Below are 24041 nucleotides of genomic sequence, written 5' to 3'. Positions count from 1 at the left end.
ACGCCTCGTTGCCCGGCCGATGACCGCTGCCGACAATGAGGCACTGTGACCACCCACCGCGCCCCCGCGCAGAGCGTCAAGCCCGTCAAGCCCGTCGACGCGGACGGCGACGTCTACGTCATCTCCTTCCCCAAGTGCGGCCGGACCTGGCTGCGGGTGCTGATGGCCAAGGCGATCTCCGAGGGCCGCCGCCTCCCGATGGAGCTGTGCGAGGACCTGGTCCTGACGGGTTTCAGCGACGCCGACAGCGCCGTCCCGCGGATCGTCTTCTGGCACGACGACCGCGTCGAGTGGCGGACCCCGGCCGAGCTCTCCCGGGACAAGAGCTTCTACCGCGACCGCAAGGTGGTCCTGCTGGTCCGCGACCTGCGCGACACGGCCGTCTCCCGCTACTTCCAGAGCGCCCGCCGCTCCGAGAACCCCTACCCGGGCGAACTCGCCGACTTCCTGACCGAGGAACAGGGCAGTGTGAAGACCTGCCTGGCCTTCTGGAACATCTGGCACGCGAGCCGCCACGTGCCCGCCTCCTTCCTGCTCACCTCCTACGAGCGGCTGGCGGCCGACCCGGTCGGCGAACTCGCCCGGGTGCTGGACTTCTGTGGCCTGCCACCCGTCGACCCCCAGGCGCTGCGCACAGCCGTCGACTTCGCCGACTTCGGCAACATGCGCGCGATGGAGCTGGCCGACACCCTGCGCTCCGAACGCCTGCGCCCCGCCGTCCCCGGTGACCCGGAGTCCTTCAAGACCCGCCGCGGTGTCGTCGGCGGCTTCCGGGAGTACCTCTCACCGGACCAGATCGCCTACGTGAACCAGCTCGTCCGGCGCGATCTGGTCCCCGAGTGGCACCCGGCCGCCCTGGCTGCCGACGGCAGTTGACGGCAGTTGACGGGAGTTGACGGCCGCTGACGCGAGCCGACGACGCGCCCGCGCGGTACCGCCGGGTGGGTTGTGTCCGGTGGATGATCTTGTGCTGGGGGAGCGGGGCTCGGAGGGTGGCGGGCGGGGGGTGTCCCGTTGGTCTTCACTGTTCGAAAGTGTGTGGGCTGAGCCATGTCCCCCTCGAAACCGTCGCTACCGTCGCTACCCTCGGTCGGCCGTGCACGGCCCCGGGTCCGCGTCCGGGCGCGCAGGCCGCGTCCCGCCGCGCCCGGCCCCACGCCCGGCCCCACGCCCGCCGAGCGGCGGCGCAGGCGCAGGTGGCAGCAGGTGCTGGCGTTGCTGCTGATCGCCGCGTTCTGTGCGACGGGCATCGTGCTGTACCTCAACGAGCGGTCCAGCCGGGCGCAGGAGCAGGTCGCAGGGGCCGAGACCGGGCGGGACTATCTGCAGATCGACGTGACCGTGCAGAAGGTCGACGCCACCGGGCTGGTCCTCACGGCGGGCGTGCTGGTGGAGGCGCAGGGCGCGCTGGCGGCGGACGGCAATCCGCTGGTGCCGGCCGCCGCGCTGAAGGTGGAGACCACCTCGTTGCAGCGGGCCGCCGACCTGAACTACCCGGCGGGGCAGCGGATCGGGCTCGACTCCGTCCCGTTCAGCCTGACCGGCGGGCCGGTCTCGGACTACCCGTTCGACGGCTACGAGTCGCTGATCGGGTTCCAGGCGACGGCCGCCGGAAAGCCGGTGCCCGTGGTGGTGTTCGTGCAGGACGCCGACCCGTTCTTCGTGACCCGGGTGAAGAGTGAGCAGGTGGTCGACGAGGGCGCGGTCCTGGTGAACGAGCGGGTGACCCGCTCGCGCAGCACGTTCATCCTGGCCTGGTTCATGATGGCCGCGATGTGGGCACTGGCCCTGTCGGTCTTCCTGGCCGGCTGGCTGATCGTCTCCCAGCGGCGCGGGTTGCTCTGGCCCTCGCTCGGGTGGATGGCGGCCACCCTGTTCGCGCTGGTCGGGATGCGCAACGCGGCGCCGGGCAGTCCGCCGATCGGCTCGCTGCTCGACTACGCGGCCTTCTTCTGGGCAGAGGCGATCATCGCCGTGACGCTGACCACGGTGGTGGTGCGCGGCGCCCAGGTGGAGGGCGAGAAGGCGGACCCCGGCTGACCGGCCCGGTCAGCGGGCCAGCAGGACCAGGAGCGCGCCGAACGCCACCAGGCAGGCCACCCCGAGCGGCCACGCCCGCCCACTGCGGGGCGCGCGCCGGAGGATGTCCGGCCGGGCCGAACCGCCGCTCCCGCCGCTCTCGGTCCGGCTTGCGCCACCGGCGCCGATAACGGCGCTGAACCAGCCGCCGTCGTCGCCGGGGTGCTGGTGCCCGCCGTCGTGATGCAGCCCGCTGTGGTGGTGGCCGCCGAAGTCACCGCCATGGCCGCCATGGCCACCTCCGAAGCCGCCCCCGTGGTCGCCACCGAAGTCGCCGCCCCCGCCGCCGTGTCCACCGTCCATCGTGCGCCCCCTGTCCTGTGCGCAGGCGGTTGGCCTGCGCGGCCAGCGTCGCACGGCCGGGGCGCGGCGAACCTCAGGAGAAGCTCTGAACCTTCCCTCGGGTACGGCGGCGGGAGGTTGCCTCAGAGGGGCGGCGTGTCCGCCGGCGGCGCGGGCTGGTCCGTGCCGCCGGTGGGCGCGGGTGCCGGCCGGTCCGTACCGTCGGCGGGTGGCGGCTGGGTCGGGAAGGGCGGCGGCGGTGGTGTCCCGAGCGGGACGCCGGCCTCGGCGGCCAGGACGGTGTCCAGGCTCTCCCGCCGGATCCGCCGGTCCACGTAGAGCAGCCCCCGCGCCAGCGGGCCCAGCGGCAGGCTGAGCAGGCCGGCCAGCGTGACGCCGAGCGCGATGCTGACGAGGAACAGCACGAGCCCGGCCGGGCTGGCTCCAGCGGCGTCCCCGGTGTCGGTGGACGCGCTGGACATGCCGAGCAGCAGGAACCCGAACAGGGTGAACGGGACGGACACGAGCCGTGTCGCCATCGAGCCGACCAGGCTGACCAGGTAAGGGATGCCCAGACTGCGCCACCAGGCGCCCTCGTTGAGCCGCCAGGCCCGGCGGATCGCGGCGACCGGCCGCTGCCCCTCCAGCACCAGCACCGGAATCACCGGGGACAGCCGGACCCGGGCGTAGACCAGGCCCGCCAGCGCGGGCAGCAGGCCGATCAGCCCGAAGCCGAACGCGGCGCCGCCGTTGTCGGTGACGAGGCCCACCAGGAGCGCGGGCAGCAGCGCGACGGCGACGACCGCCAGGCTGCCCAGGCCGATCAGCAGGTTCACCCCGAGCACCCGCCACAGCAGCGGCCGGGCCTCGGCCCACACCTGGCGGGTGCCGACCCGGCGGCCCAGCACCGCGTGCCGCAGCACCGCCGTACTGGTCGTCGTCGCGATGGTCCCCACCGCGGCCGCGCAGAGCGCCAGCAGGGCTGCGAACAGGGCGATCGCGGTGATCAGCCCGGCCTTCTGGCCCCCGGTCGGGACGTAGTCGGACTGGGCCCGGAGGTCCCCGATCAGGCCGCTCTGCGACTGGTAGGCGACGAACCCGGCGAGGAGCACCGGGATCACGGCGCCGACCGCCGCGAGGGCCGCCGGGCCGAAGACCGGCCCGGCCCAGCGCGTGAGGGTGCGGAACACCCCAGTGAAGATCTCGCCGACGCCGAGCGGCTTCAGCGGGATGACGCCGGGCATCGGCGCGGGCGGCGCCACGTTCCAGCCGGGCCAGGCTCCCGGCCCGCCGGGGTAACCGCCCTGGTAGCCCGGCCCACCCGGGTAGCCGGGCCACCCGCCGCCCGGTGCCCCGGATCCCGTACGTTCCCCCTGCTCACCCGGCATCTGCCAGCCCCCGTTGGTCCCCATACCGCACGCCTTTCCCACCCTGCTCCACACCGGAGCCCCCAGAGCGTACGGGACCGCCGAGCGCGGCCTCCCAGGGGGATGACCGGCAGCTCGGCGTCCCCGACCGTGCCCCCGCCCACGCCCGCGACCGTGCCCGCGACTACGCCCGCGACCACGCTTCCGCCCACGCCCGCGACCGCGCTGCTACGCCGCGGTGCCCGGGCGTGGGCGGCCGGTGAGCTTGGCGGCCCGGCCCCAGGCCCAGCGGAGCAGCGCGACGGCCAGCGTGAGGCTGAGCACCGCGGCCTGCCCGGCGGCGGCCGGCGCGCCGCTGCGCAGCGCCGTCGACAGCGGAATGGTCAGCGCCAGCACCGCCACCGCCGGGCCGGCCGCGTACCAGGCGGCGAACACGAAGGGGCCGGCCCCGCCGCCGGTGCCCTGGCCGGTGGAGATCATCAGGTCCTGGCGCATCACGCCCCGGCAGGCGTTCACCAGGCCCGCGCCGATCAGCGCCGGCACCACAGCCGGCGCCAGCCAGGCGGCGAGGCCGCCGCCTGCGAGCGTCACCGCCGTCGCCCCGAGCGCCGCCAGCAGGACGCCGGCCAGAATCGGCACGATCGCGTGCCGCAGCATCAGCGCGGGGAACGGGTACGGCGACCAGGACGCCCGGCGGACGTCGTCCGTCTCGATCCGGGCCGGCTCCAGCAGCTGGGCGACGGCCAGGTAGCCGAAGACCAGCGCGACGGCCGCCGCCAGCCAGGACAGTCCGCCGCGCGCGCCGTGCGCGAGGACGGCACAGAACTGCGCCGGCACCGAGAGCACCACGGCGCGGCCCAGCCGGGCGGGGGAGCGCAACAGCGCGGTGGCGTCCCGCCACGGCACGATCAGCCAGCCGCGGCGCGGTGCCGGCAGGCTGATCCGCCCGCGTCGGCGGGTGCTGCCCGAGGCGCTGTGCACGGCCAGTTTGGCGCTGCGCAGCTCGACCGTCCGCAGCGCGGCCAGCACGCCGGCGGCGGTCCGGGCACGCTCGCGCAGCCGGGTCAGCGACACGGTCGCGGCGGCCCGGTCGGCCAGCACCAGGCAGCCGCCGGTGAGGACGACCAGCAGTGCGGCGGCCACCCAGCCGCCCGGGACGGCGGCGTGCGTCGGCGCGAGCGCCGCGATCCCGGCCCAGCCCCACGGGCCCGACCACAACTCGATCCGCTCCAGCCAGTGCACCGGGTGCCCGGCGGCGGCCAGCCCGCTCTGCACGCCGAGCGCCACCACCAGCAGCGCCGCGTACGGGGTCAGCCGGCGCACCCAGTGCGCGGCACGGTCGCTGCGCTCCACCAGCAGCCCGGCGCAGGTGGCCAGCAGCGGCAGGCAGACCCCGCCGAGCAGGCACCAGCCGAGCGCGGCGGGCAGCCCGACCCGGTTGGTCAGCCCGAGCGCGACCATCCCGCCCAGCGCCGTCACCAGCCCGGGGAAGACCGCCAGCGCGCAGGAGAGCCAGAACCACGGCCGCAGCACCGGACGGGGGTGCACCGGGTGGGCGAGCAGCCAGTCGGTCGCCGCCCGGGGCGGCACGACCGGCCCGCGCCACAGGCCGTCGCGGACCGCCAGCAGGATGACGGCCAGCCCGACGGCGGCGATGCCGCTGGGCAGCGCAGCGACCAGCTGGCCGCCGTGGCCGGTGTAGTCGGCGCCCATCGAGGCCTGCAGGAACAGGCCGAGGCTCGGGATGCCGCCCCAGATGACCAGGATCAGCAGCGTGCAGTAGACCGCGAAGCCGACCTGCTTGGCGCGGTTGCGGCGGTGCGGGGCGCGCAGGGCGCGCAGCAGGGCGAGTGCCTCGTCGGTGAAGTCCTCGTCGTCGCTCCACGCGGCGGGCGCCTCGTCGGCCTCGGCCCAGGCCTCGGCCCCGTCCGCGAGGACGTCCGTGGCGGTGCCCGTGGCGGTGCCGCCCGTCACCGGGTGCCCGCCGCGGCGGCCGCGCGCTCGCGGGCCGCGAACTCGGCGGCCAGCACCTTGCGGGGCGCGCCGTGGGTCAGGATCCGGCCGTCCTCCAGGACCACCACCCGGTCGGCCACGTCGAGCGCGAGGTCGGTGTGGTGGGTGACCAGCATGACCGCCACGCCGTCCGCGAGTTCGGCCTTCAGCAGGTCGGCGAGGCGGCGCCGGGCCTCGGGGTCCAGGCGCTGTTCGGGCTCGTCCAGCAGCAGCAGATCGCGCGGCCGGACCAGGGCGCAGGCCAGCAGCAGGGCCTGCATCTGTCCGGAGGAGAGCGCCGAGGGCAGCGCGTCGGCCCGCTCGGCGAGCATCCGGTCCTCCAGGACCTGTTCCACCCAGGCGTGCGCGCCGTCGACCCCGTGCGCGACCGCGACCAGCAGCAGGTGCTCGCGCACCGTGAGGTCGGGGTAGCAGGCGACCGTGTCGCCGACCACCGCGACCCGCGCGCGGATCCGCGGGTCGTTCTCGTCCATCGGGATCCCGTCGAACAGGACCGTCCCCTTGGTCGGCAGGTCGCGACCGGCCGCGACCCGCAGCAGGGTCGACTTGCCCGACCCGTTGTGACCCAGCAGCGCGACGCACTCACCGGCGGCCAGCGTCATGCTCACGGGGTGCAGGACCTCGCGGTCGCCGTACGAGCGGCTCACCCCGGTCAGTTGCAGCAGGGCCTTCCGCGCCTGGGCGCGCGGTGCGGCGGGGATCTTGGCCATCAGGACGGTGCCTCTCGACGGGACGTCCGCCCAGGGTAACCGTGCGGCTGCCGAGACCCGTGGCCGCACGGTGGGTGGGTGCCGCGGGCGGTGGAGCTGCCCGCGGCACCCAGCCGGTCACCGTCAGAGGTCGTCGCGGCCCGCGAGCGACTTCACGAACTGGTACCCGTCGACGGTGCCCCAGCCGGAGGCCATGTCGAAGCCCTCGGTGGCGCTGAAGCCGGTCACCTTCGAGGTGCTGTTGTCGCCCGACGTGACGTCGACGATGCCGTGCGGGTTGTCGTCGCTCTGGCTCTCGGCGAGCTGGTAGAGGGCCGCGTTGATGTTGCCCAGGCGGTGGCCGGCGGCCTGGTCGGCGAGGGCGACGATGCCGGCGAACATCGGGGTGGCCTGGCTGGTGCCGCCGATGATGTCCCAGCCGGTGTGCGCCGGGTCGTAGCTGCTGTAGATCCAGGCGCCGCCGGCCGGCGAGGCGCTGAGGCTGATGTCCGGGACGGCGCGGTGGTTGCCGGTGACGCCGGAGACGCCGTTCTGGAAGGCCGGGCGGTTGAACACGCGCGACAGGCCGCCGCCGGCGGCGCTGCCGTCACCGTCGTTCCAGACCTCGTCGGGGCTGAGACGGTTGCCCTGGTCGTCCAGGTACAGGCGGGTGCCGCCGACACCGGTGACCAGCGGGTCGGAGGCGGGCCAGCCGACCTCGCGCTTGGTGTAGGAGGTCTTGCCGTCGAGCATCTTGTCCGTCGCGCCCGCGTCGCCGCTGGCGGACAGCACCGTGATGTCCTTGTCGTTGGCGGCCTTCAGGCCGTAGCGCAGGTTGTTCAGCAGGTGGTAGTCACCGGCCTTCTTGGCCTGCTCGGCGAAGGTGTCCTCGGTCGCGCCCAGGCTCAGGCTGACGATGTCGCCGGTGCCCTTGGCGGCGACGTCCTTGATGGCATCCATCATCTCGGGGAAGCCCTGGGTGCCCTCGGTCTCGGAGACACCGGTCTCGACCAGGACGATCTTCGCGCCCGGGGCCATCGCGTGGGCGTACTCGACGTCGAGCGTCGTCTCGCCCGCCCAGGAGGTCATGTCCTTGTTCTTGGGGTCGAACGCGGGCACGCTGCCCCACTTCTGCACCTGTACCTGGGTGTCGGCGAGTCCGTACTGCTTGTCGAAGACCTCCAGGTCGTGCTGGATGGTCGGCGAGCCGAAGGCGTCGACGATCACGATGGTGCGGCCCGAGCCGTCGATGCCCTGGTTGTAGAGCGGCGCGGTGTCGTAGGCGGCCTGGTACTGGGTCGGTCCGTAGCAGTCGTGCTGGTACTTCGCCTGGCAGTCGCTGGTGGAGAGCGGGGCGGCGGCGCTCAGCAGCATCGCGTGGCCGGCGCTGGCCGGAACCGGCTTGACCTGTGCGGTGGCCGGCGCGGCCGGGGCGGCGACGGCCGAGACGGCGGTCACGGCGGGCGCACCGGTGGCGGCCACGGCGGCGACGGCGGCCGCGAGGGCTATCAGGCGCGGACGGCGGGAGGAAGCGGAAGCGGACATGGTGAACCCCCGGGGGACGGTGACTGCGGAGAGGGTGAGCGGTGCAGCGCTCGGAATGTGTCCGCATCCTGCCGGGTGCCGCCCGCCGTACGGCACCCCCCGCAGGAGGGGCCGCGACCCCCCTCTCGGGGGGCCTGCGGCAACCGTGTGCGAACCGTCATCCGATTGCTCTTCTCCCGCCGAACGTCCCTGCGATACCGTCACGTGTCCGTTCGACGAGCCGGGAAACGCCCCATGACGGCAGTGCACACAGAACCCCACCTGCGGGTGCTGGTCGTCGACGACGAAGCCCTGATCCGCTCGGGCCTCACGATGATCCTCGGCGCCTCGCCGGAGATCACCGCCGTGACGGCCTGCGAGGGCGGCGCGGCGCTCGACGCCGTCGTCGAACTGCGGCCCGACGTCGTCCTGTTGGACATCAGGATGCCCGACGTCGACGGCCTCACCCTGCTCGGCCGGATCCGACTGCTCCCCGACCCGCCGCAGGTGGCGATGCTCACCACCTTCGACACCGACGAATACGTGGGCGAGGCGCTGCGGCTCGGTGCGGCCGGGTTCCTGCTGAAGGACACCGACCCCGAGGTGCTGGTCCGCTCGGTCCGGGCGCTGGCCACCGGCGCCGGCTGCCTGTCGGAGTCGGTCACCCGGCGCGTACGGACCGCCCCCGCCGCCGACCCCCCGGCCCACTCGACCCTGGCCGCCCTGGCCGCCCTCTCGGCCCGCGAGCGCCAGGTGCTCGGCTGCATCGGCCACGGCCTCTCGAACGCCGAGATCGCCGCCCGCCTGCACATCGGCGTCGCCACGGTGAAGGACTACGTCAAGGCCGTCCTCGCCAAGACGGGCGTCGCCAACCGCGTCCAGGCGGCGGTCTTCGCGGACAGGGCAGGCCTGGTGGACGAAATCCACCGCTGACGGCGGAAGTCGCCGCCGCTACGCCGGCCGCCGCTGTGGCCAGGCCCCCGTCATGGACGGTCACTCACCGTCCTGAGAAGCGATTCCCCGAGCGGGGGTCGACTGTCGGCCCGTCAGTGGGACTATTCGGACTTGAGCCAGTTGAAACCTCATGAGGCATGTCCTGTGCGAATCGTGACCTCCTTCACACTCTCCGTCCGATTCCTCCAACACCGAGGCCCACATGGCAAGAACGCGCGCTCGATGGAGGTGGCGGCGGCTCTCGGCCGAACGGGGCTCCGGGGGGCCGGAAACCCCGTGCGAGGCCTGCACGGGCGGGGGAGGCCGTGCTGACGGACAGCTATCAGGCGACTCCGGATCTGGCAAGAATCCCATGTGCACAGAGGTTTCACCGAATGCCGCTTGGCGCGAACCGAACCACTGGGCAGAATCTGTCGGGTTCATGTCGGACAACCACAGTTCACCGGGGGTGGCGAACTGGACTGGAGAGCCGCACTGTGAAGTTCCGCGCCTACCGCTCCACTGGAGGCGTCGCCACCCCGGCAGCACCGCAGGACGAACGGCCGACGGCCCTGCCCGTCGAGTCGCCCGCCCCCGGCCAGCTGCTCACGGCACGTGAGATCGCCCTGATCCGGGCGAGCAAGGCCGCAGTCGAGCCGTACGGGGCCGACCTGCCACGGTTCTTCTACGCGACGCTCTTCGACCGCTACCCGCAGGTCCGCGAGCTGTTCCCGGTCCGGATGGACGTCCAGCAGGACCGGCTGCTGCGCGCGCTGCTGCTGATCGTCGAACTCGTCGACGATCCCGCGAACCTGGTGACCTTCTGCAGCAACCTGGGCCGCGACCACCGCAAGTTCGGCACGCTGAGCGCCCATTACGCGCCGGTCGGCGAGTGCCTGTTGGCCACTCTGGAACAGTTCGCGGGCCCGGCCTGGAGCGACGAGGCCGCCGCCGCCTGGGGCCGGGCGTACGGCGCCGCCGCGCAGGCCATGGACCAGGCCGCCACCGAGGACGCGCGGCACCGCCCCGCCGTCTGGGACGCCCGCGTCGTCGGCCACCGGCGCCGCTCCGGCGACCTCGCGGAGATCACCGTGCGGACCGACCAGCCGTACCCGTACAGCGGTGGGCAGTTCGTCAGCATGGAGACGCCCTGGTGGCCCAAGCTCTGGCGCTACTACTCGCCGGCCCACGCCCAGCGGGCGGACGGCAGCATCACCTTCCAGGTCCGCGCGGTCACCGGCGGCCGGGTCAGCAACTCCCTGGTGCGGCGCGCCGTGGTCGGTGACGTCCTGCGGCTCGGCGCCCCGTTGGGCGACCTGGCGATGGATCCCAGCTCGCGCCGGGGTGTGGTGTGCGTGGCCGGCGGGACCGGACTCGCGCCGATCCGGGCGCTGATCGAACAGGCCGCGCTGGACGGCGTGCAGAGACCCGTCGACCTCTTCGTCGGCGCGCGCTCTCTCGAAGAGCTCTACGATCTCGACGACCTCTACCACCTGTCGCAGCAGCACCCTTGGCTGAGCGTCCGGGCCGCCGTCGCCGACGAGCAGGCTGCCGGGGCCGTGGACGGCGACCAACTGCTCAGAGCCGTGGCCAGATCCGGACCCTGGCCGTACCACGACGCCTACCTCGCCGGCCCCGGCCCGATGATCATCGCCGCCGCCCGGATCCTGTGCCGCGGCGGGATCCCGCTGGAGCGCCTGCACCACGACCCGTTCGTCTCGCTCGACGGAGTGGAGGCCTGATGACCGACTTCGGCTCGGCCGGGGAGCACCTGCTCCAACGACAACTCGGCACCGCAGAGCGCGCCGCGGACTTCTACCAGCGCCAGGTGCGACCCCATCTGACCTCCCAGATGCAGGAGTTCATCGCCCGCCAGAGCATGGTCTTCCTGTCCACCGCGGACGCCGACGGCGCCTGCGACGCCAGCTTCCGGGCCGGACCACCGGGATTCGTCCTCGTCCTCGACGACCACACCCTGGCCTATCCCGAGTACCGCGGCAACGGTGTCATGGCGAGTGCCGGGAACATCACCGAGAACCCCCATCTCGGCCTGCTCTTCCTCGACTTCACCGGCGACCGGATCGGCCTCCACGTCAACGGCACCGCCCACCTGCGCCCCGACGAGGCGCTGCGCGCCGCCTACCCGCAGCTGCCGGTCGAGACGGCGCCGGGGCGCCGGACCGAGCTGTGGGTCCACATCTCGGTCGACGAGGCGTACATCCACTGCTCCAAGCACATCCCCCACCTGGAACCCGCCACCCGCGGCACCCGGCCCCTCGCCCACCGCCCCAAGGACGCCGAGTACTTCACCGGGGCGGCGGCCGGTCCGGCTGCCGTTCCTGCCGCTGTGCCTGAGCCCGTGCCTGTTCCCCTTCCCGTGCCCGTTGCCGTGCCCGTGTCGAGCCTCCCGTCGGTGCCGCCGCCGTCGTGGGCGCGCCAACCGGAGCCGGCGGGCCGCCGCAGGTGGCGGCAGGCGCTGCGCCGGGACGCCTGAACGGGCCGGCGCGGTAACGGTCAGACCGGTCCGTGGGTAGCGGTCAGCTCGTCAGGGGACGAGGACGATGCGCCCACGCAGGCCGCGCGAGGCCAGAGCGTCGTGAGCTGCGGCGGCTTCGGAGAGTGGCATCTCCCGGTCCACCCGCAGGGTGACCAGGCCGGCGTCCGCGAGGGTGGCCAGCTCGGCGAGCTGGACCGCGTCGCTGTGAACCCGGACCTGGGAGATCCGGATTCCGCGCTCCGCTGCCGGGCCACTGCCGAGGACACTGACGAACGTGCCGCCGTCTGCCAGCGCACCGATCACTGACCCGTTCAAGGCTGCGGCATCTATCAGCCCGGCGACTCCGCCGGGAACGGCTGCGCGGATCGCGGCGGCGGGGTCCGCAGAGCGCCGGACGAAGACGGTGGCGCCCAACTTGCGTACCAGTCCCTCGTCCTGGGACCCGGCGACGGCGACGACCCGCAGACCACGCGCGGTCGCCAGCTCGACGAGATAGCCGCCTACGGCGCCTGCGGCACCGGTGATCGCCACAGTGGCGCCGTCCGCAGCTGCGAGCAGATCCAGTGCCTGCCAGGCGGTGAGTCCGTTCAGCGGGAGTGTCGCTGCCTCCACCGGGCTCGCGTGCCGGGGTGCGGCAGCGACGGCGGTGGCGGGCAGGACGACGTACTCGGCGTGCGTGCCCGCCTGGGTGTCCGGCCAGTCGGACAAGCCGATCACCGTGTCACCGACCGTGAAGCCGTGGACATCCGCGCCCAGGGCGTCAACGGTTCCGGCGACGTCGAGACCGGGAATGTAGTAGTCCCGCACCGGGACGCGCGAGGCCAGGGCGCCGGAACGAATCAAGGCGTCGGCGGGGTTCAACGCGGCCGCCGCGACGCGGATACGGACCTGACCGTCACCAGGCTCAGGGGTCGGGACCTCGACGACGCGGAGCACGTCGGAACCACCGTATTCGGACAGGATGACAGCACGCATCGTCGTCTTCTCTCTGAAGGTGTCCTCACCGGGCAGGCCCCGGGCGATCTGTCCCTGGAACCTGGACGGCTGGTTTCTCATTCCGCCGGGACGGCATGAGAAACCAGCCGGCTTTTGAGCCGGTCGTGTCGGTGGTGGTTCGCGCGCGATCGCTGCCCTGGTATCAGGACACGCAGGGCCGCACGAGAACATCGGAGTGTGTACTCACAAACCGCCCTCTGACTCTGCCCTTTCGGACACCGTCTCGGCGATCCCGCCACCTCGCCCCTCACCCGTCTCCACAATGGTGCCTGGCCTGGCACGGATCGCCGACAGGCTGCCTGCCGAGCTCTCGCCCGGACCACGGGTGCCCATGCCGCTCTTTGGGGCGCGGCCACTCGTGACAGTGCACCGCCTACCGAAGGGCTCAACCCGTGACGTCAACTCTGCGCGCCGCGCTCACGCGCTTGCTGGCAGCTTCGCTCGCTGTTCTGACCTTGGCCGGTCTGACCGCCACCTCCGCCCACGCTGACACGACGCGCCCGCGTGAGCAGATCATCTGGAACGTCCACAGTCTTCTGAGCGGGGACATGAAGGATGCCTACGGTCGCTACTGGAGCATGCTCGGCGCGTTGCGGGGCACGGTCGGCCACCGCGTCGGGAACAGCGTCACCGCCACCGAGCGTCTGCGGCAGGACGGAGCGCGAGCTGTCGAGATCCGCATCATGAACGACGACCAGTCTGTCGCCTCCCTCTTTCTGCGCTCCGACAACCTCTACGTGATGGGCGTGTGGACACCCAGCCCGAACAGTGGTTCGGCGACCGGCGCGGTCGGCTTCCACGACCAGCGCGCCGAGCTGCAGGCCATCCTGCAGCGCAACGGCACACCGGCCGCAGTCACCGACCTCGGCTTCGACTCGACTTACGACGCACTCGGCAGCGACACCCGCGGCGCCGTGGGAATGAACGGCTACACGATCGCGGAGGCCATCCGCGCGGTGAGCGGATACAACCACAACATGACCGAGACCGCACAGCGCGGCTTCCGGGCTAGCTTGATCATCCTGATCCAGGCCGTCGCCGAGGCAGCCCGGTTCCAGGACATCGCCATAACGGTGAGCCGCAACATATATAGCTACGCGTCGGGGTCGAGCACAAAGCTGTCGCTTGCCCAGGTGAATCTGGAGAACGCTTGGAGCCCCATCTCACGGTGGCTCCATGCGGCCGTCAGCCCTCTGCCGCCGGGCACGACCCTCGCCACCTTGCGGCTCGACGGTCAGGACTACAACAGCTTGGAGCAGTACAACATGCGCTACACCTACACCCTGGCGCTGGGAACGTACTTCTGATCTGTCCGGGTGCCCGGCGCGGCATCACCGCGCCGGGCACCCGCCCGAGGCGACAGCCATCGCCCCGCGACGCCGCCCACCATGTGTCGGTCGGTCTAGGGGTGGAGCTCCCCCGAGGCTCCACCGCAGTGCTCGGGCAGCTCGCTTGGCGATCTCGACCGTTGGTTGTGCTCCCGAACCATGTCCACTCTCCCCAGCCATCAAGACGCAACCATCGACGCGATCGTCGGCCACGCCGGCCGTGCGACGCTGCCCTTCGGGCGAGGTCACGGGCAGGGGCGGCATGCGACCGCGTTCTGGTTCAACGAGGCTGCCTTTCCCGTGGTCAGGGCGTCACGGCCGACCGGAGTCAGCTGGTAGTACTTGCGCGCCGGGCCGCTCGGGGAGGCGACCAGCCGGGTGCTGAGCCGGCCCTCGCGCTCCAACCGGGACAGGGCCGGGTGCACCGTGCCCTCCGGAACATCGGAGAAGCCGGCCGCCTGGAGCCGCTGCACGACTTCGTACCCGTAGGACTCCCGTTCGGCCAGCAGGTGCAGCAGCACCAGCGACAACACGCCTTTCAGCAGCCGTGGATCATGGCTCGACGTCACACTGCTGGGTTGTCTCCAGTATTAGGTGAAGTCAAGTAGTAGGCGCAGTTGGGTAGCCACCTGAGCTGTCGGCGGCGGAGCCGAAGGCGACGCACCCGGGCGGCGGAAATCGGTTGCGCCGAGGGCGACGGGATCGATGAGAATACGTCATGGACAGTAGTGCGACAGACGACGTGAACCAGGCGATCGCGGCCGAGCTGCAGCTCATGGACCCGCGGGTGCGCTCCTCGCGGGGGCTCACCCAGCGCCTTCTCGACCCGGAGTTCGTGGAGGTCGGCGCGTCCGGGCGGCGGTACACGTATGACGCGATGCTGGCCGAACTGGCCGACCATCCGGGCAGTTCGACGCAGGCGTACGCCCCCACGTACGAGCCCTCGGAGATCTCGGGTGTGCTGCTGGCCCCGGGGGTGGTGCACCTGACCTTCGAGACCGTGTTCGACGGGCGCAGGAGTCGGCGCAGCTCGCTCTGGCGCAAGGGCGAGGGCGAGGCCGGCTGGCGGATGTACTACCACCAGGGCACGCCCGTGCCGCCCGGCGTGGAGTAGCCGCCCGGCATCGGCCCCGGTCGAAGTGAGTCGGGCGGGACCGGGCCCGTGGGTGTCGGCGGCGACCAGGACGTCGGCGGGCTTCAGGTCGCGGTGAACCACGTTGACGCTGTGGATCGCCTGGATCGCCTGGAGCGCTTCGGCGATGCCGCCGAGCAGCAGCAGGACGGCACGCACCGGCAGCGCGCCGTGCTCGCGCACCACCTGCTGGAGTTGACGGAAGCACAGCAAGAAGCGGGCGGGCTTCACAGGATTTGTCGGTGCTCGGCTCTATGTTTTCTCCGTCACCACGTCTTGGCAGCGAAGAAGAGGAGCGAAGCCCGTGCGCATCGTCATCAGTGAGTTCATCAGTCTGGACGGCGTCGTGCAGGCGCCCGGTGGGCCGGAGGAGGACACCGACGGCGGGTTCGCGCACGGGGGTTGGTCGCACCCGTTCTTCGATCCGGAGGTGGTGGGCGGGGCGTTCTCCGGCGCGATCGCCTCGGCGCAGGCGCTGCTGTTCGGGCGGCGGACCTGGCAGACGATGGCGGGCGCCTGGCCCGAGCGGGCGGGGGACCCGTTCGCCGACCGGATGAACGGCATCGCGAAGTACGTCGTGTCCGGGACGCTGGGCGACGCCGATCTGACGTGGGATCACAGCACGCTGATCCCCGCGGACAAGGCCGTCACCCGGATCCGCGAGCTGCGCGAGGCCGACGGCGGCGACCTGTTGGTGATGGGCAGCCCCACGCTCGTGCGCACCCTGCTGAGCGAGGGGCTGGTCGACGAGCTGGTACTGATGATCATGCCGGTGCTGCTCGGCGGCGGTAAGCGGATCTTCCCCGAGGACGGTGTGCAGCGCACGCTCGAACTGGTCTCCACGGTCCGCGGGAGCACGGGCGTGCAGGTGTGCACCTACCGTCCGGTCGGCACGAAGTAGGAACACGCCGCCGGGGGTTGGCGGGGAGTCAGAAGCCGATGGCGTTGTGGGGGGCCTGCGGCTGGGTGAGCATGGCGGTGGCGCGGCCGATCGCGCCGCCGCTGTGCTCACGCACGAGCCCGGCTGCGGCGAGCGGGCCGAGCGCGGTGCCGCCCAGGTAGACGGCGCCGAGGGTGGAGGCGTCGAGGGAGAGGTCGGGCGCGGCGCCGGTGGGCGCGCGCCGGCAGTGGGCGCCGTCCGGGCCGCCGTCGAGCTGCCAGCGGCCCTCGTTCCACGGGCAGAACGGGTCGGCGACCTCGATGACCAGGGCTCCCTCGGTCTGGTAGCTGCGGTTGGACAGGGCGGCGGGCAGGTCGACCAGGCGTACCCACAGGTCGTCGCTCTGCCGGGTGACACGCAGGGCGCGAGGGTCGGCGAGCTGCCAGCGGAACGCCTCGTCGACCGGGCGCTTGGCCGCGACCACGCGCTTGGTGAGGTCCAGCGAGGTGAGAAAGGACCACAGGTCGGTGTAGGCGACGGCCGACGCCGCCTCCAGCCACTCGACCTCGACGGTTCCGGCGCTCGCGCGGTCCGGCGACCACGGCGTGCGGTAGGTGGCGGCGCCGTCGACGGCACCGGTGTCGTCGTAGTGGAGGAGGAACTGCCGCCCGGCGGGCTCCCCGACCCCCCACCGCCCGGGGTAGGCACTGACCTCACCGATCCTGCTCCGGCGGACCGCGTCGTGCAGGGCGGGCCAGGCGGCCGCGGCCGTCTGCACGCCCACCAGGTCGATGCTGCCCTGCCGGTCGGCCGGGCGCAGTCCACGGGTGTCCAGTTCCCAGCGCGCCTGGTAGGTGGCCGGGCCGAAGCCGTAGCGGCCGTAGATGCCGCCCTCGGCCGCGCTCAGTGCGGCCAGCGCCTCGCCCCGCGCCCGGCTGTCGTCCAGCATCGCGCGCATCATGGCGCGCAGCAGCCCGCGGCGGCGGTGGGTGGGCAGCACGCCGACCGCCGTCACGCCGCCCATCGCGACCGGTCCGGCGCCGGGGACGGTGACCTCCAGCGAGAGCAGCTGCGAGGTGCCGACCAGCCGTCCGTCGACGTAGGCGGCCTGGGTGCGGTCCACGTCGCTCATCCCGGCTGCCGCGGCGGCGAGTTGGTCGGGCCGGGCGGCGCGCCCGAAGCGGGCCGTCATACCGGTACCCGCGTGCCACGCGGCGGGCTCGGGCTCCCAGTTGGGCGTGCCGGCGTAGGACGGCACGATGCGCAGGAAGTCGACGGCCTCGTCAGGAGTGATCGGGCGGATCTCGACGGACACGGTGCTGGGGTCTCCCGTTCTGCTGCTTCTGCCCACGTTGGCCCTGGAGTTGTACACCGCGCCGGAGGCTCCCCGCACCCTGATTTACGATGACGCGATGATCACCGGGGCAGCGGGCCTCAGCGCAGGTCGAGGGCGCAGAACACCTTGTCGTAGCGGCGTTCGCCGACGGAGACGAAGTCGGGCAGCCGGCCGTACTCGGTGAAGCCGAGCGAGCGGTAGAGGTGCAGTGCGTTGGCGTTGTCGCCGCGGGCGTCCAGGGTGAGGACCTCGATGCCGGCCGTGCGCGCGTCGGCGATCAGGGCGGCGGTGAGGGCGCGGCCGATGCCGTGGCCGTGGGCGTCGCCGGCCACGGCCAGCTTCTCCAGGTCGGCGTGCGGGCGGTGGGTGGGGCGGCTGTAGCGCAGCCAGTAGCCGAGGCCGACGAGGCGGCCGTCGCGGTAGGCGGCGCGCAGGGCGCCGTCGCCGTCGCGGGTGGCGGCCAGCACGTCGGTGAGCAGGGCGGCGACCTCGTCGGGGGAGGGCGGGTCGAGCCAGCCGAGGGCGGCGCCGCCGCGGACCAGGTCCGCGAGGATGCGGTGGGCGGCGAGCGGGAAGTCGCGGTCCAGCTGGGTCACGTCCAGCACGAGGGTCTCGGTCATGGTGTCAGGCCCGGATGACGCGGACGCCCCGGTCGGTGATGGCCTTCTCCTGCTCGGGGCTGAGGGCGTCGTCCGTGACGAGGTCGTCGATGTCGGTGAGCGGGCAGATCTCGGCGAAGGTGACCCGGCCGATCTTGGTGTTGTCGGCGACGACCACCGAACGCGCGCTGGTGCGCAGGAACGCCCGGTCGGTGTGGGACTCCATCTCGTCGTGGGTGGTGCAGCCCTCGGTGGCGGTCAGGCCGTCCACGCCGATGAAGGCGATGTCGAGGTGGTACTGGCTGAGCATCCGCTCGGCGGCCGGGCCGACGAGCTCGTAGCTGGCGGTGCGGGCGTTGCCGCCGATGACGACGAGGCGGATGTCCGATCTGACGATCAGGTCGGCGGCGATGTTGACGGCGTTGGTGACGACGGTGAGCCCGCTGCGGTCGCTGAGCGCCCGGGCGATCTCGGTGACGGTGGTGCCCCCGGTCATGCCCACCACCGCGCCGTCGGGCACCAGTTGGGCGGCGGCCAGGGCGATCCGGCGCTTCTCCTCCTGCTGGCGGCCGGCCCGGTGGCGCAGCGGGAGTTCCAGGTTGACCGGGCCGGTGACGGCGCCGCCCCGAGTGCGGTGCAGCAGGCCCTGTTCGTGCAGGGTCTGCAGGTCTCGGCGGATCGTTGCCCCCGACACGCCGAGGAGGGCGGTGAGTGCGTGGACGTCGGCGCTGCCCTCCTTGGCGATGTGGTCAAGGATGCGCGCAATTCGATCAGCTTTGAGCATGGAGTGAGTCTAGTCCTGGGTCGGGGGGAGGCCCCGGGCCGGCGGCCCGGGGCCTCCAAGGGGGCAGGGGTCAGGGAGCGGGCGGGGCGCTGAAGGGAGCGGCCCAGGTCTGGTTGGTCTGCACGTTCGGCGGGGCGCCGCAGGTGTAGAGGTCGACGGGGGTGCCGCTGGTGGTGGTCGAGCCGCCGTAGACGTCCAGGCACTGGGTGGTGCCGGTGAGCGTCAGGTTGCCGTCACGGTTGTAGGTCCAGCTCTGGTTGCCGGGGGAGCTGCCGCAGGGCGCGACGCCGGCCCAGCGGCCGGACTGGCCGTTGAGCGCGCCCGTGCCGGTACCGCTCTGCGCGGTGAGGCAGAGACCGGCGGCGCCGCTCTGCATCAGCTGGACCGAGCCGTCGGCGTTGCGCTGCCACTGCTGGTTGGAGCCGCCGGTGCAGGGATACACGTCGACGGGGTTGCCGGCGGCGGTGCCGGAGGCGTGGTTGTCCAGGCAGAGCGAGGCCTTGCCCCAGTCGTCGCGCGAGACGGTGATCTGGCCGCGCGGGGTGGTGGTGCCGCAGCCGGACTGCGGGGTGATCTTCAGCATCGCGTTGTCGTGCGAGGCGATGCTGAGCGCGACCGTGCCCGTCGAGGTGCTGGTGCTGTGCGCCCACAGGTCGCGGACGCTGTAGCCGCAGCCCGTGCCCGCGAAGCCGAGGTTCGCCAGCGAGAGGGTGTACGGGACGGTGGCGGGGCCCTTGTTGAGGACGACCACCGCGCGGCTGCCGTCGGCCAGCGGCTTGACGACCACGTCGACGCCGCTGGTGGCGGCGGGGGAGCCGTCGGCGTTGGCGCCGCCGCCCGAGACGCGGTAGCCGCCGGCGCCCAGCGGGTCCTGGTCGACCGCGATCACCTCGGAGTTGCCGAGGATGGCGACCGAGGCGTTGAGGTGTGCGGCCTCGGCGGGGTGCGCGGCGATGTAGGAGGGCTCGAACTTGCGGGCGTCGGTGCTGATCACCAGCGGGGCGGCCAGCGAGGAGAAGAGCGCGAGCTGGCTGCGCTCCTCGGCGGTGGTCATGCCGTTGTCGCCGATCAGCAGCATGTCGGCGTCGTTCCAGCTGCCGGGGCCCTGGTAGCGGCTCAGCTCCAGGGTGTTGTCGAAGCTCTGGTAGGCGCCGAAGTTGTAGCCGCCGCTGGGCAGCGCCTGGTTCCAGGGGTCCTTGCCGTCGCCGTAGTTCCAGATGTCGGGGCCCACCCGCCAGAGCTGGCCCAGGCCGCGCACCGAGTCCATCGAGGCGAACTTGGCGCCGCCGTTGCCCAGGCCGGCCGGGGCGGAGATGTTGAACATGACGTTGGGGGTGGGGGTGCCCGCGTTCGCAGCGTTGGTGACGGCGGTGTTCAGGGCGCCGGACATCCGCGCGTCCAGGGTGGGGATCGGCTCCTGGGGGCCGCAGTTGTCGTACTTCAGCTCGTCGACGCCCCAGTAGACCAGGGAGTTGGCGTCGGCCTGTTCGTGGTACTCGCTGCCGTTGGCCTCGTTGGGCGCGGTGGGCGTGGCGGTGCTGCAGGTGTGCGTGCCGGAGGTCTCGTAGATGCCGAACTTGGCGCCGAGGCTGTGCAGGTAGCTGCCGTAGGCGGTCAGTTCGTAGTCGAAACCGGGCTGCTGGGCGGTGTTGCGGACGTCGGTGGCGCCGCCCCAGTTGAGCGCGCCGTGCAGGTAGCCGGAGCTGTTGCGGTACATCCAGCAGTCGTCGACGGTGATCGACTTGTAGCCGGCCGCGATCAGTCCGGCGTCGGACAGGCCCTTCGCGTTGTCCTCCATGTACTGCTGGAACGAGTAGCCGAGCTGCGGCGAGCCGTCCAGCGGCGCCTGCGGCGTACAGGTGGCGCGGGCCCAGTTGTTGAAGCCCATCGGCGGGACGGGGGCGATCGGCGTGTTCGGGGTGGCGGCCGGGGAGAAGTTCGCGGCCGGCGCGCTGACGCCGTCGTTGGCGGTGGCCGAGCCGGTGCCGAGCAGGCAGGCGGCCGGGACGAGGGCGACGGCCAGGGCCGCGAGGAGTGGTTTGCGGAGCGTTCTGGGTGCCACGGGAGTGGGCTCCTTCGGACCGGGGGTGGGTGCTCGTCGGCGACTGTCGGCGCGTGGGGCTGCCGAGCAGGCCTGTGCCCAGGAAGACGGGGCTTGGCGAGTGGGTGACATAATCTGCGCATAAATGGCAGTGCGTCAACAGGAACGCGCATGGGGAGATCGATTGCCGACCCGTTCGGGGAACGTGTCGGATCGGCCGCGTCGATCGCAACAGTCCAGTAACGACGGCTGGACCTGGGCGTCCGCCTCGTGAATACTCCGTGGCGCGGCAGTAGCCAGTTCGGAACTGCTCGAAACACGGCAGGTCTGAGCAGAATCACACAACGAGCGCCAGGACGACGCACGGCGCCCGACCCGACAGACCTGAACAACCCCAGGCGTGGACCCGGTCAGGCGCGGGTCCGACGGTGCGAAGGCGGTAACGGCAGTGAACAAGCGTGTGCTCGGTATGGCGGCGGTCTGTGCGGTCGGCGCTCTCACCCTCAGTGCCTGTGGCAGCAGCGGTGGCGGCTCGGGCTCCTCGGCGTCCGGCCCGGTGACCCTCAAGCTGGTGGCCGCCGACTACGGCGACAAGGCCTCCAACAGCTCGACGCTCTACTGGAACGACCTGGCGAAGGCGTTCGAGGCGGCCAACCCGACCATCAAGGTCGATGTCCAGGTGATCAACTGGAACGACATCGACAAGCAGGTCAAGACGATGATCCAGAGCGGCAACATGCCGGACGTCCTGCAGACCGGCGGCTACGCGGACAAGGTCGCCGACAACCTGCTGTACCCCGCCTCGGACGTGCTCTCCACCAGCACCGCCGGCAGCTTCATCGACAGCTTCGCCAAGGCCGGCCAGGTCGGCGGCACCCAGTACGGCATCCCGTTCGTCTCCTCCGCCCGCGCGTTCTTCTACAACAAGACGATCTTCGCGCAGGCCGGCATCGCCGCGCCGCCGCAGACCTGGGCGGACGTCGCCGCCGACGCCGCGCTGATCAAGGCCAAGGTCCCCGGCGTCACCCCCTACGCGCTGCCGCTGGGCCCGGAGGAGGCGCAGGGCGAGAGCATGATCTGGGAGCTGGGCAACGGCGGCGGACCGACCGACAGCAGCGGGCAGTACGCGCTGAACAGCCAGGCCGACATCGACACCTTCAGCTGGCTGAAGTCCAACCTGGTCGCCCCGGGCCTGACCTACCCCAACCCGGCCACCACCGACCGCAAGACCGCCTTCGCGGACTTCGCCGCCGGCAAGGCCGCGATGCTCAACGGCCACCCGTCGCTGATCCAGATGTCCACCGACGGCAAGGTCGACTACGGCGTGGCGCCGATCCCCGGCAAGGCCGGCGCGCTCAAGTCCACGCTGGGCGTGGCGGACTGGATGATGGCGTTCAAGAAGAACGGCCACAAGGACCAGATCAAGGCGTTCCTGGACTTCGCGTACTCCGAGCAGAACACGCTGAAGTTCGACGAGACGTACAACCTGATGCCGGTCACCCAGGACACCCTCCAGGCGATGACCAGCAGCGGCAAGCACCAGGACCTCCAGCCGTTCTTCGCGCTGCTGCCGCAGGCCGCCTTCTACCCGCTGGGCGACACCACCTGGGACACCGTCTCCGCGCAGATCAAGCAGAGCATCGGCACCGCCGTCAGCGGCGACCCGGCCAAGGTGCTCGGCGACCTGCAGAAGAAGGCCCAGGACGCCGTCGCCAACAAGTAAGTCCCCCGCGACCGCGGGCACCGGGCGCCCACCCCCGGTGCCCGCGGCTCCCGCACGGAAGGCACCACCCGTGTCCCACACCCCCGTAGCCCCCTCCCGGGGCGCACCGGCGCGACGGCGTCCGGCTCTGGAGCGGCTCGGTCCGCTGCCGTGGATCGGCCCCGCGGTCCTGCTGATCGTCCTGGTCGTCCTGTGGCCGGTCTACGAGATGGTCCACACCTCGTTCCTGCGGATCAGCAGCAGCGGATTCGTCCGCGGCTCGGCCGGTCTGGACAAGTACCGCAAGCTCTTCGCCGAGACCGACCTCGGCCACGTGCTGACCGCCACCGTCGTCTGGACCCTGGTCGTCGTCACCCTCACCATGGTCCTGTCGCTGGCCCTGGCGCAGCTGTTCAACCAGGAGTTCCCCGGCCGGCGCCTCACCCGCTGGGCGCTGATCGCGCCGTGGGCCGCGTCCGTGCTGATGACCGCCATCGGCTTCAAGTGGATGCTCAACCAGACCGCCGGCGTGCTGAACACCGCGCTGACCGACCTCGGGCTGATCGACGGCCCCAAGGACTGGCTGGGCAACCCGAACACCGCCTGGCCCTGGATGATGGTCGTCGCGGTCTTCGTCTCGCTGCCGTTCACCACCTACACCCTGCTGGCCGGCCTGCAGACCGTCCCCGGCGAGGTCTACGAGGCGGCACGGGTCGACGGCGCGAGCACCTGGCAGACCTATCGCAAGATCACCTTGCCGCTGCTGCGCCCGGCGTTCCTGGTCGGCGTGGTCATCAACCTGATCAACGTCTTCAACTCCTTCCCGATCATCTGGGGTATGACCCAGGGCGGCCCGGCCAGCGCCACGGCCACCACCACCGTGTTCATGTACCAGCTCAAGGACACCGACATCGGCGAGTCCGCCGCGATGTCGGTGGTCAACTTCGCGCTGGTCGTGGTGATGGTCCTGGTCTTCCTCAAGGTCAGCCGCTGGAACGAGGACGAGAGCTGATGAGCACCCGAACCAAGACCTTCCGGCCCCGCACCCTGGTGATCGCCTCGGTCGCCTGGCTGCTGGCCGCGCTCTTCCTGCTGCCGTACGCGGAGATGGTGATCACCGCGCTGCGCCCGGCCGACGAGCTGCGCGACCCGAGCTACCTGCCCCGCCACTTCGCCTGGTCCAACTTCGTCGACGTCTGGCGCGACTCCACCCTCGGCGACAACCTCCGGGTCACCCTGCTGGTCGCCGCCGGCTCCACGCTGCTGGCGCTGGCCGTCGCCCTGCCCGCCGCCTACTACACCGCCCGCATCAAGTACCGCGGCCGCAAGTACTTCCTGCTGCTCGTCCTGGTCACCCAGATGTTCCAGCCCACCTCCCTGCTGGTCGGCCTCTACCGCGAGTTCTTCAAGCTGGACATGCTCAACTCGGTCTGGACGCTGGTTATCTGCAACGCCGCCTTCAACCTGGCCTTCGCGATCTGGATCCTCACCGCCTACATCGCCTCCATACCGGTGGAGTTGGAGGAGGCCGCGATGATCGACGGGCTGGGCCGGATCGGCGCGCTGCGCCGGGTGGTGCTGCCGCTGGCGATGCCCGGGGTGGTGACGGCCGTGATCTTCACCTTCATCTCGGCGTGGAACGAGTTCGTGATGGGTCTGACGCTGTCCACCGTCCCGGCCAGCCAGCCGCTGACCGTCGGCATCAACAGCTTCATCGGCAACTACACCGTCCAGTGGAACTACCTCTTCGCCGGCTCGGTCATCGCCATCGTCCCGGTCGTCGTCCTCTTCGCGTTCATCGAACGCCAGGTCGTCTCCGGCCTGACCGCCGGTTCCGTCAAGTAGCCCCCGCCCGCAGC

The 24041-nt window shown here is 71.9% G+C and carries 23 protein-coding genes; 12 read left to right on the top strand and 11 right to left on the bottom strand.

Features of this window, described 5'->3' with window-relative positions; all coding sequences use genetic code 11:
- Positions 1–45: 45 nt before the first annotated feature.
- Together BS80_RS32885 and BS80_RS32880 are read left to right on the top strand one after the other, a co-directional pair.
- Positions 46–876, top strand: coding sequence for a sulfotransferase domain-containing protein (locus BS80_RS32885; RefSeq protein ID WP_051967521.1), 831 nt, complete (start codon positions 46–48; stop codon positions 874–876).
- 330 nt (positions 877–1206) lie between these two features.
- Entirely contained in the window at positions 1207–2040 is an 834-nt protein-coding gene (locus BS80_RS32880) for a DUF4436 family protein (RefSeq protein WP_035804973.1), read from the top strand.
- A 9-nt stretch (positions 2041–2049) separates the two neighbouring features.
- Here the strand turns inward: BS80_RS32880 and BS80_RS32875 are convergent, their stop codons facing one another.
- From BS80_RS32875 to BS80_RS32855, 5 genes are all read right to left on the bottom strand, one after another.
- Entirely contained in the window at positions 2050–2382 is a 333-nt protein-coding gene (locus tag BS80_RS32875; RefSeq protein ID WP_035804971.1) for a hypothetical protein, read from the bottom strand.
- A 122-nt stretch (positions 2383–2504) separates the two neighbouring features.
- A complete protein-coding gene (locus tag BS80_RS32870) occupies positions 2505–3773 on the bottom strand; it encodes a hypothetical protein (RefSeq protein WP_157536735.1) in 1269 nt (422 codons plus the stop codon).
- A 183-nt stretch (positions 3774–3956) separates the two neighbouring features.
- Positions 3957–5702, bottom strand: a complete 1746-nt coding sequence (locus BS80_RS32865; protein ID WP_198045683.1) for a DUF6297 family protein — start codon at positions 5700–5702, stop codon at positions 3957–3959.
- The gene (locus tag BS80_RS32860; protein WP_051967520.1) at positions 5699–6451 is read right to left on the bottom strand and encodes an ABC transporter ATP-binding protein; all 753 of its coding nucleotides are present in this window, start codon (positions 6449–6451) and stop codon (positions 5699–5701) included. The genes BS80_RS32865 and BS80_RS32860 overlap by 4 nt, the downstream gene beginning before the upstream one ends.
- Before the next feature lie 123 nt (positions 6452–6574).
- Positions 6575–7975 carry a S53 family peptidase gene (locus BS80_RS32855; protein ID WP_035804967.1) on the bottom strand — a complete coding sequence of 467 codons (1401 nt, stop codon included), beginning with the start codon at positions 7973–7975 and terminating at the stop codon, positions 6575–6577.
- Between the two features lie 234 nt (positions 7976–8209).
- Here BS80_RS32855 and BS80_RS32850 point away from each other — a divergent pair, with 234 nt between their 5' ends.
- The 3 genes from BS80_RS32850 (at position 8210) to BS80_RS32840 (ending at position 11381) form a co-directional block, all read left to right on the top strand.
- Entirely contained in the window at positions 8210–8887 is a 678-nt protein-coding gene (locus BS80_RS32850) for a response regulator (RefSeq protein WP_035804966.1), read from the top strand.
- 497 nt (positions 8888–9384) lie between these two features.
- Positions 9385–10629 (top strand): globin domain-containing protein, encoded by a 1245-nt coding sequence (locus tag BS80_RS32845; RefSeq protein WP_063772136.1) that lies wholly within the window; start codon positions 9385–9387, stop codon positions 10627–10629.
- On the top strand, positions 10629–11381 hold the full coding sequence (locus BS80_RS32840) for a pyridoxamine 5'-phosphate oxidase family protein (protein WP_083975625.1): 753 nt from the start codon (positions 10629–10631) through the stop codon (positions 11379–11381). The genes BS80_RS32845 and BS80_RS32840 overlap by 1 nt, the downstream gene beginning before the upstream one ends.
- Before the next feature lie 51 nt (positions 11382–11432).
- Here the strand turns inward: BS80_RS32840 and BS80_RS32835 are convergent, their stop codons facing one another.
- Complete coding sequence (locus BS80_RS32835) at positions 11433–12359, bottom strand: NADP-dependent oxidoreductase (protein WP_035804965.1); 927 nt, start codon at positions 12357–12359, stop codon at positions 11433–11435.
- A 413-nt stretch (positions 12360–12772) separates the two neighbouring features.
- Here BS80_RS32835 and BS80_RS32830 point away from each other — a divergent pair, with 413 nt between their 5' ends.
- Complete coding sequence (locus tag BS80_RS32830; protein WP_035804964.1) at positions 12773–13687, top strand: ribosome-inactivating family protein; 915 nt, start codon at positions 12773–12775, stop codon at positions 13685–13687.
- A 266-nt stretch (positions 13688–13953) separates the two neighbouring features.
- Here BS80_RS32830 and BS80_RS32825 read toward each other — a convergent pair whose 3' ends face one another.
- On the bottom strand, positions 13954–14277 hold the full coding sequence (locus tag BS80_RS32825; protein WP_051967519.1) for a PadR family transcriptional regulator: 324 nt from the start codon (positions 14275–14277) through the stop codon (positions 13954–13956).
- A gap of 149 nt (positions 14278–14426) precedes the next feature.
- Here BS80_RS32825 and BS80_RS32820 point away from each other — a divergent pair, with 149 nt between their 5' ends.
- From BS80_RS32820 to BS80_RS32810, 3 genes are read left to right on the top strand one after another with little or no spacing between them, the layout of a single operon-like run.
- Entirely contained in the window at positions 14427–14822 is a 396-nt protein-coding gene (locus BS80_RS32820) for a nuclear transport factor 2 family protein (protein WP_035804963.1), read from the top strand.
- A 48-nt stretch (positions 14823–14870) separates the two neighbouring features.
- The gene (locus tag BS80_RS32815; RefSeq protein WP_035804962.1) at positions 14871–15164 is read left to right on the top strand and encodes a hypothetical protein; all 294 of its coding nucleotides are present in this window, start codon (positions 14871–14873) and stop codon (positions 15162–15164) included.
- A complete protein-coding gene (locus tag BS80_RS32810) occupies positions 15145–15741 on the top strand; it encodes a dihydrofolate reductase family protein (protein WP_035804960.1) in 597 nt (198 codons plus the stop codon). Before BS80_RS32815 ends, BS80_RS32810 begins: the two co-directional genes overlap by 20 nt.
- Positions 15742–15769: 28 nt before the next feature.
- Here the strand turns inward: BS80_RS32810 and BS80_RS32805 are convergent, their stop codons facing one another.
- The 4 genes from BS80_RS32805 to BS80_RS32790 form a co-directional block, all read right to left on the bottom strand.
- The gene (locus BS80_RS32805; RefSeq protein WP_035804958.1) at positions 15770–17035 is read right to left on the bottom strand and encodes a GNAT family N-acetyltransferase; all 1266 of its coding nucleotides are present in this window, start codon (positions 17033–17035) and stop codon (positions 15770–15772) included.
- Positions 17036–17154: 119 nt separating this feature from the next.
- Positions 17155–17676 carry a GNAT family N-acetyltransferase gene (locus BS80_RS32800; RefSeq protein WP_035804956.1) on the bottom strand — a complete coding sequence of 174 codons (522 nt, stop codon included), beginning with the start codon at positions 17674–17676 and terminating at the stop codon, positions 17155–17157.
- 4 nt (positions 17677–17680) lie between these two features.
- Positions 17681–18439, bottom strand: a complete 759-nt coding sequence (locus BS80_RS32795; RefSeq protein ID WP_035804953.1) for a DeoR/GlpR family DNA-binding transcription regulator — start codon at positions 18437–18439, stop codon at positions 17681–17683.
- A 70-nt stretch (positions 18440–18509) separates the two neighbouring features.
- Positions 18510–20501 carry an alpha-galactosidase gene (locus BS80_RS32790; protein ID WP_035804951.1) on the bottom strand — a complete coding sequence of 664 codons (1992 nt, stop codon included), beginning with the start codon at positions 20499–20501 and terminating at the stop codon, positions 18510–18512.
- A 427-nt stretch (positions 20502–20928) separates the two neighbouring features.
- On the opposite strand from BS80_RS32790, the gene BS80_RS32785 reads away from it, so the two are divergent.
- The 3 genes from BS80_RS32785 (at position 20929) to BS80_RS32775 (ending at position 24027) form a co-directional block, all read left to right on the top strand.
- A complete protein-coding gene (locus BS80_RS32785; protein WP_408607454.1) occupies positions 20929–22203 on the top strand; it encodes an extracellular solute-binding protein in 1275 nt (424 codons plus the stop codon).
- A gap of 70 nt (positions 22204–22273) precedes the next feature.
- Entirely contained in the window at positions 22274–23194 is a 921-nt protein-coding gene (locus BS80_RS32780; protein ID WP_035804946.1) for a carbohydrate ABC transporter permease, read from the top strand.
- On the top strand, positions 23194–24027 hold the full coding sequence (locus tag BS80_RS32775) for a carbohydrate ABC transporter permease (protein WP_035804944.1): 834 nt from the start codon (positions 23194–23196) through the stop codon (positions 24025–24027). Before BS80_RS32780 ends, BS80_RS32775 begins: the two co-directional genes overlap by 1 nt.
- Positions 24028–24041: the final 14 nt, after the last annotated feature.

The organism is Kitasatospora mediocidica KCTC 9733 (genome assembly GCF_000744225.1).
GTDB lineage: Bacteria > Actinomycetota > Actinomycetes > Streptomycetales > Streptomycetaceae > Kitasatospora > Kitasatospora mediocidica.
Note: the sequence above shows the minus strand (reverse complement) of the source record. Positions and strands in the feature narration are given on the sequence as shown.

Excerpts from the sequence above, each read along its gene's own strand:
- BS80_RS32875 (WP_035804971.1), bottom strand. The coding sequence starts at position 2,382 with ATGGACGGTGGACACGGCGGCGGGGGCGGCGACTTCGGTGGCGACCAC.
- BS80_RS32870 (WP_157536735.1), bottom strand. The coding sequence starts at position 3,773 with ATGGGGACCAACGGGGGCTGGCAGATGCCGGGTGAGCAGGGGGAACGT.
- BS80_RS32860 (WP_051967520.1), bottom strand. The coding sequence starts at position 6,451 with ATGGCCAAGATCCCCGCCGCACCGCGCGCCCAGGCGCGGAAGGCCCTG.
- BS80_RS32855 (WP_035804967.1), bottom strand. The coding sequence starts at position 7,975 with ATGTCCGCTTCCGCTTCCTCCCGCCGTCCGCGCCTGATAGCCCTCGCG.
- BS80_RS32850 (WP_035804966.1), top strand. The coding sequence starts at position 8,210 with ATGACGGCAGTGCACACAGAACCCCACCTGCGGGTGCTGGTCGTCGAC.
- BS80_RS32840 (WP_083975625.1), top strand. The coding sequence starts at position 10,629 with ATGACCGACTTCGGCTCGGCCGGGGAGCACCTGCTCCAACGACAACTC.
- BS80_RS32835 (WP_035804965.1), bottom strand. The coding sequence starts at position 12,359 with ATGCGTGCTGTCATCCTGTCCGAATACGGTGGTTCCGACGTGCTCCGC.
- BS80_RS32820 (WP_035804963.1), top strand. The coding sequence starts at position 14,427 with ATGGACAGTAGTGCGACAGACGACGTGAACCAGGCGATCGCGGCCGAG.
- BS80_RS32800 (WP_035804956.1), bottom strand. The coding sequence starts at position 17,676 with ATGACCGAGACCCTCGTGCTGGACGTGACCCAGCTGGACCGCGACTTC.
- BS80_RS32795 (WP_035804953.1), bottom strand. The coding sequence starts at position 18,439 with ATGCTCAAAGCTGATCGAATTGCGCGCATCCTTGACCACATCGCCAAG.
- BS80_RS32775 (WP_035804944.1), top strand. The coding sequence starts at position 23,194 with ATGAGCACCCGAACCAAGACCTTCCGGCCCCGCACCCTGGTGATCGCC.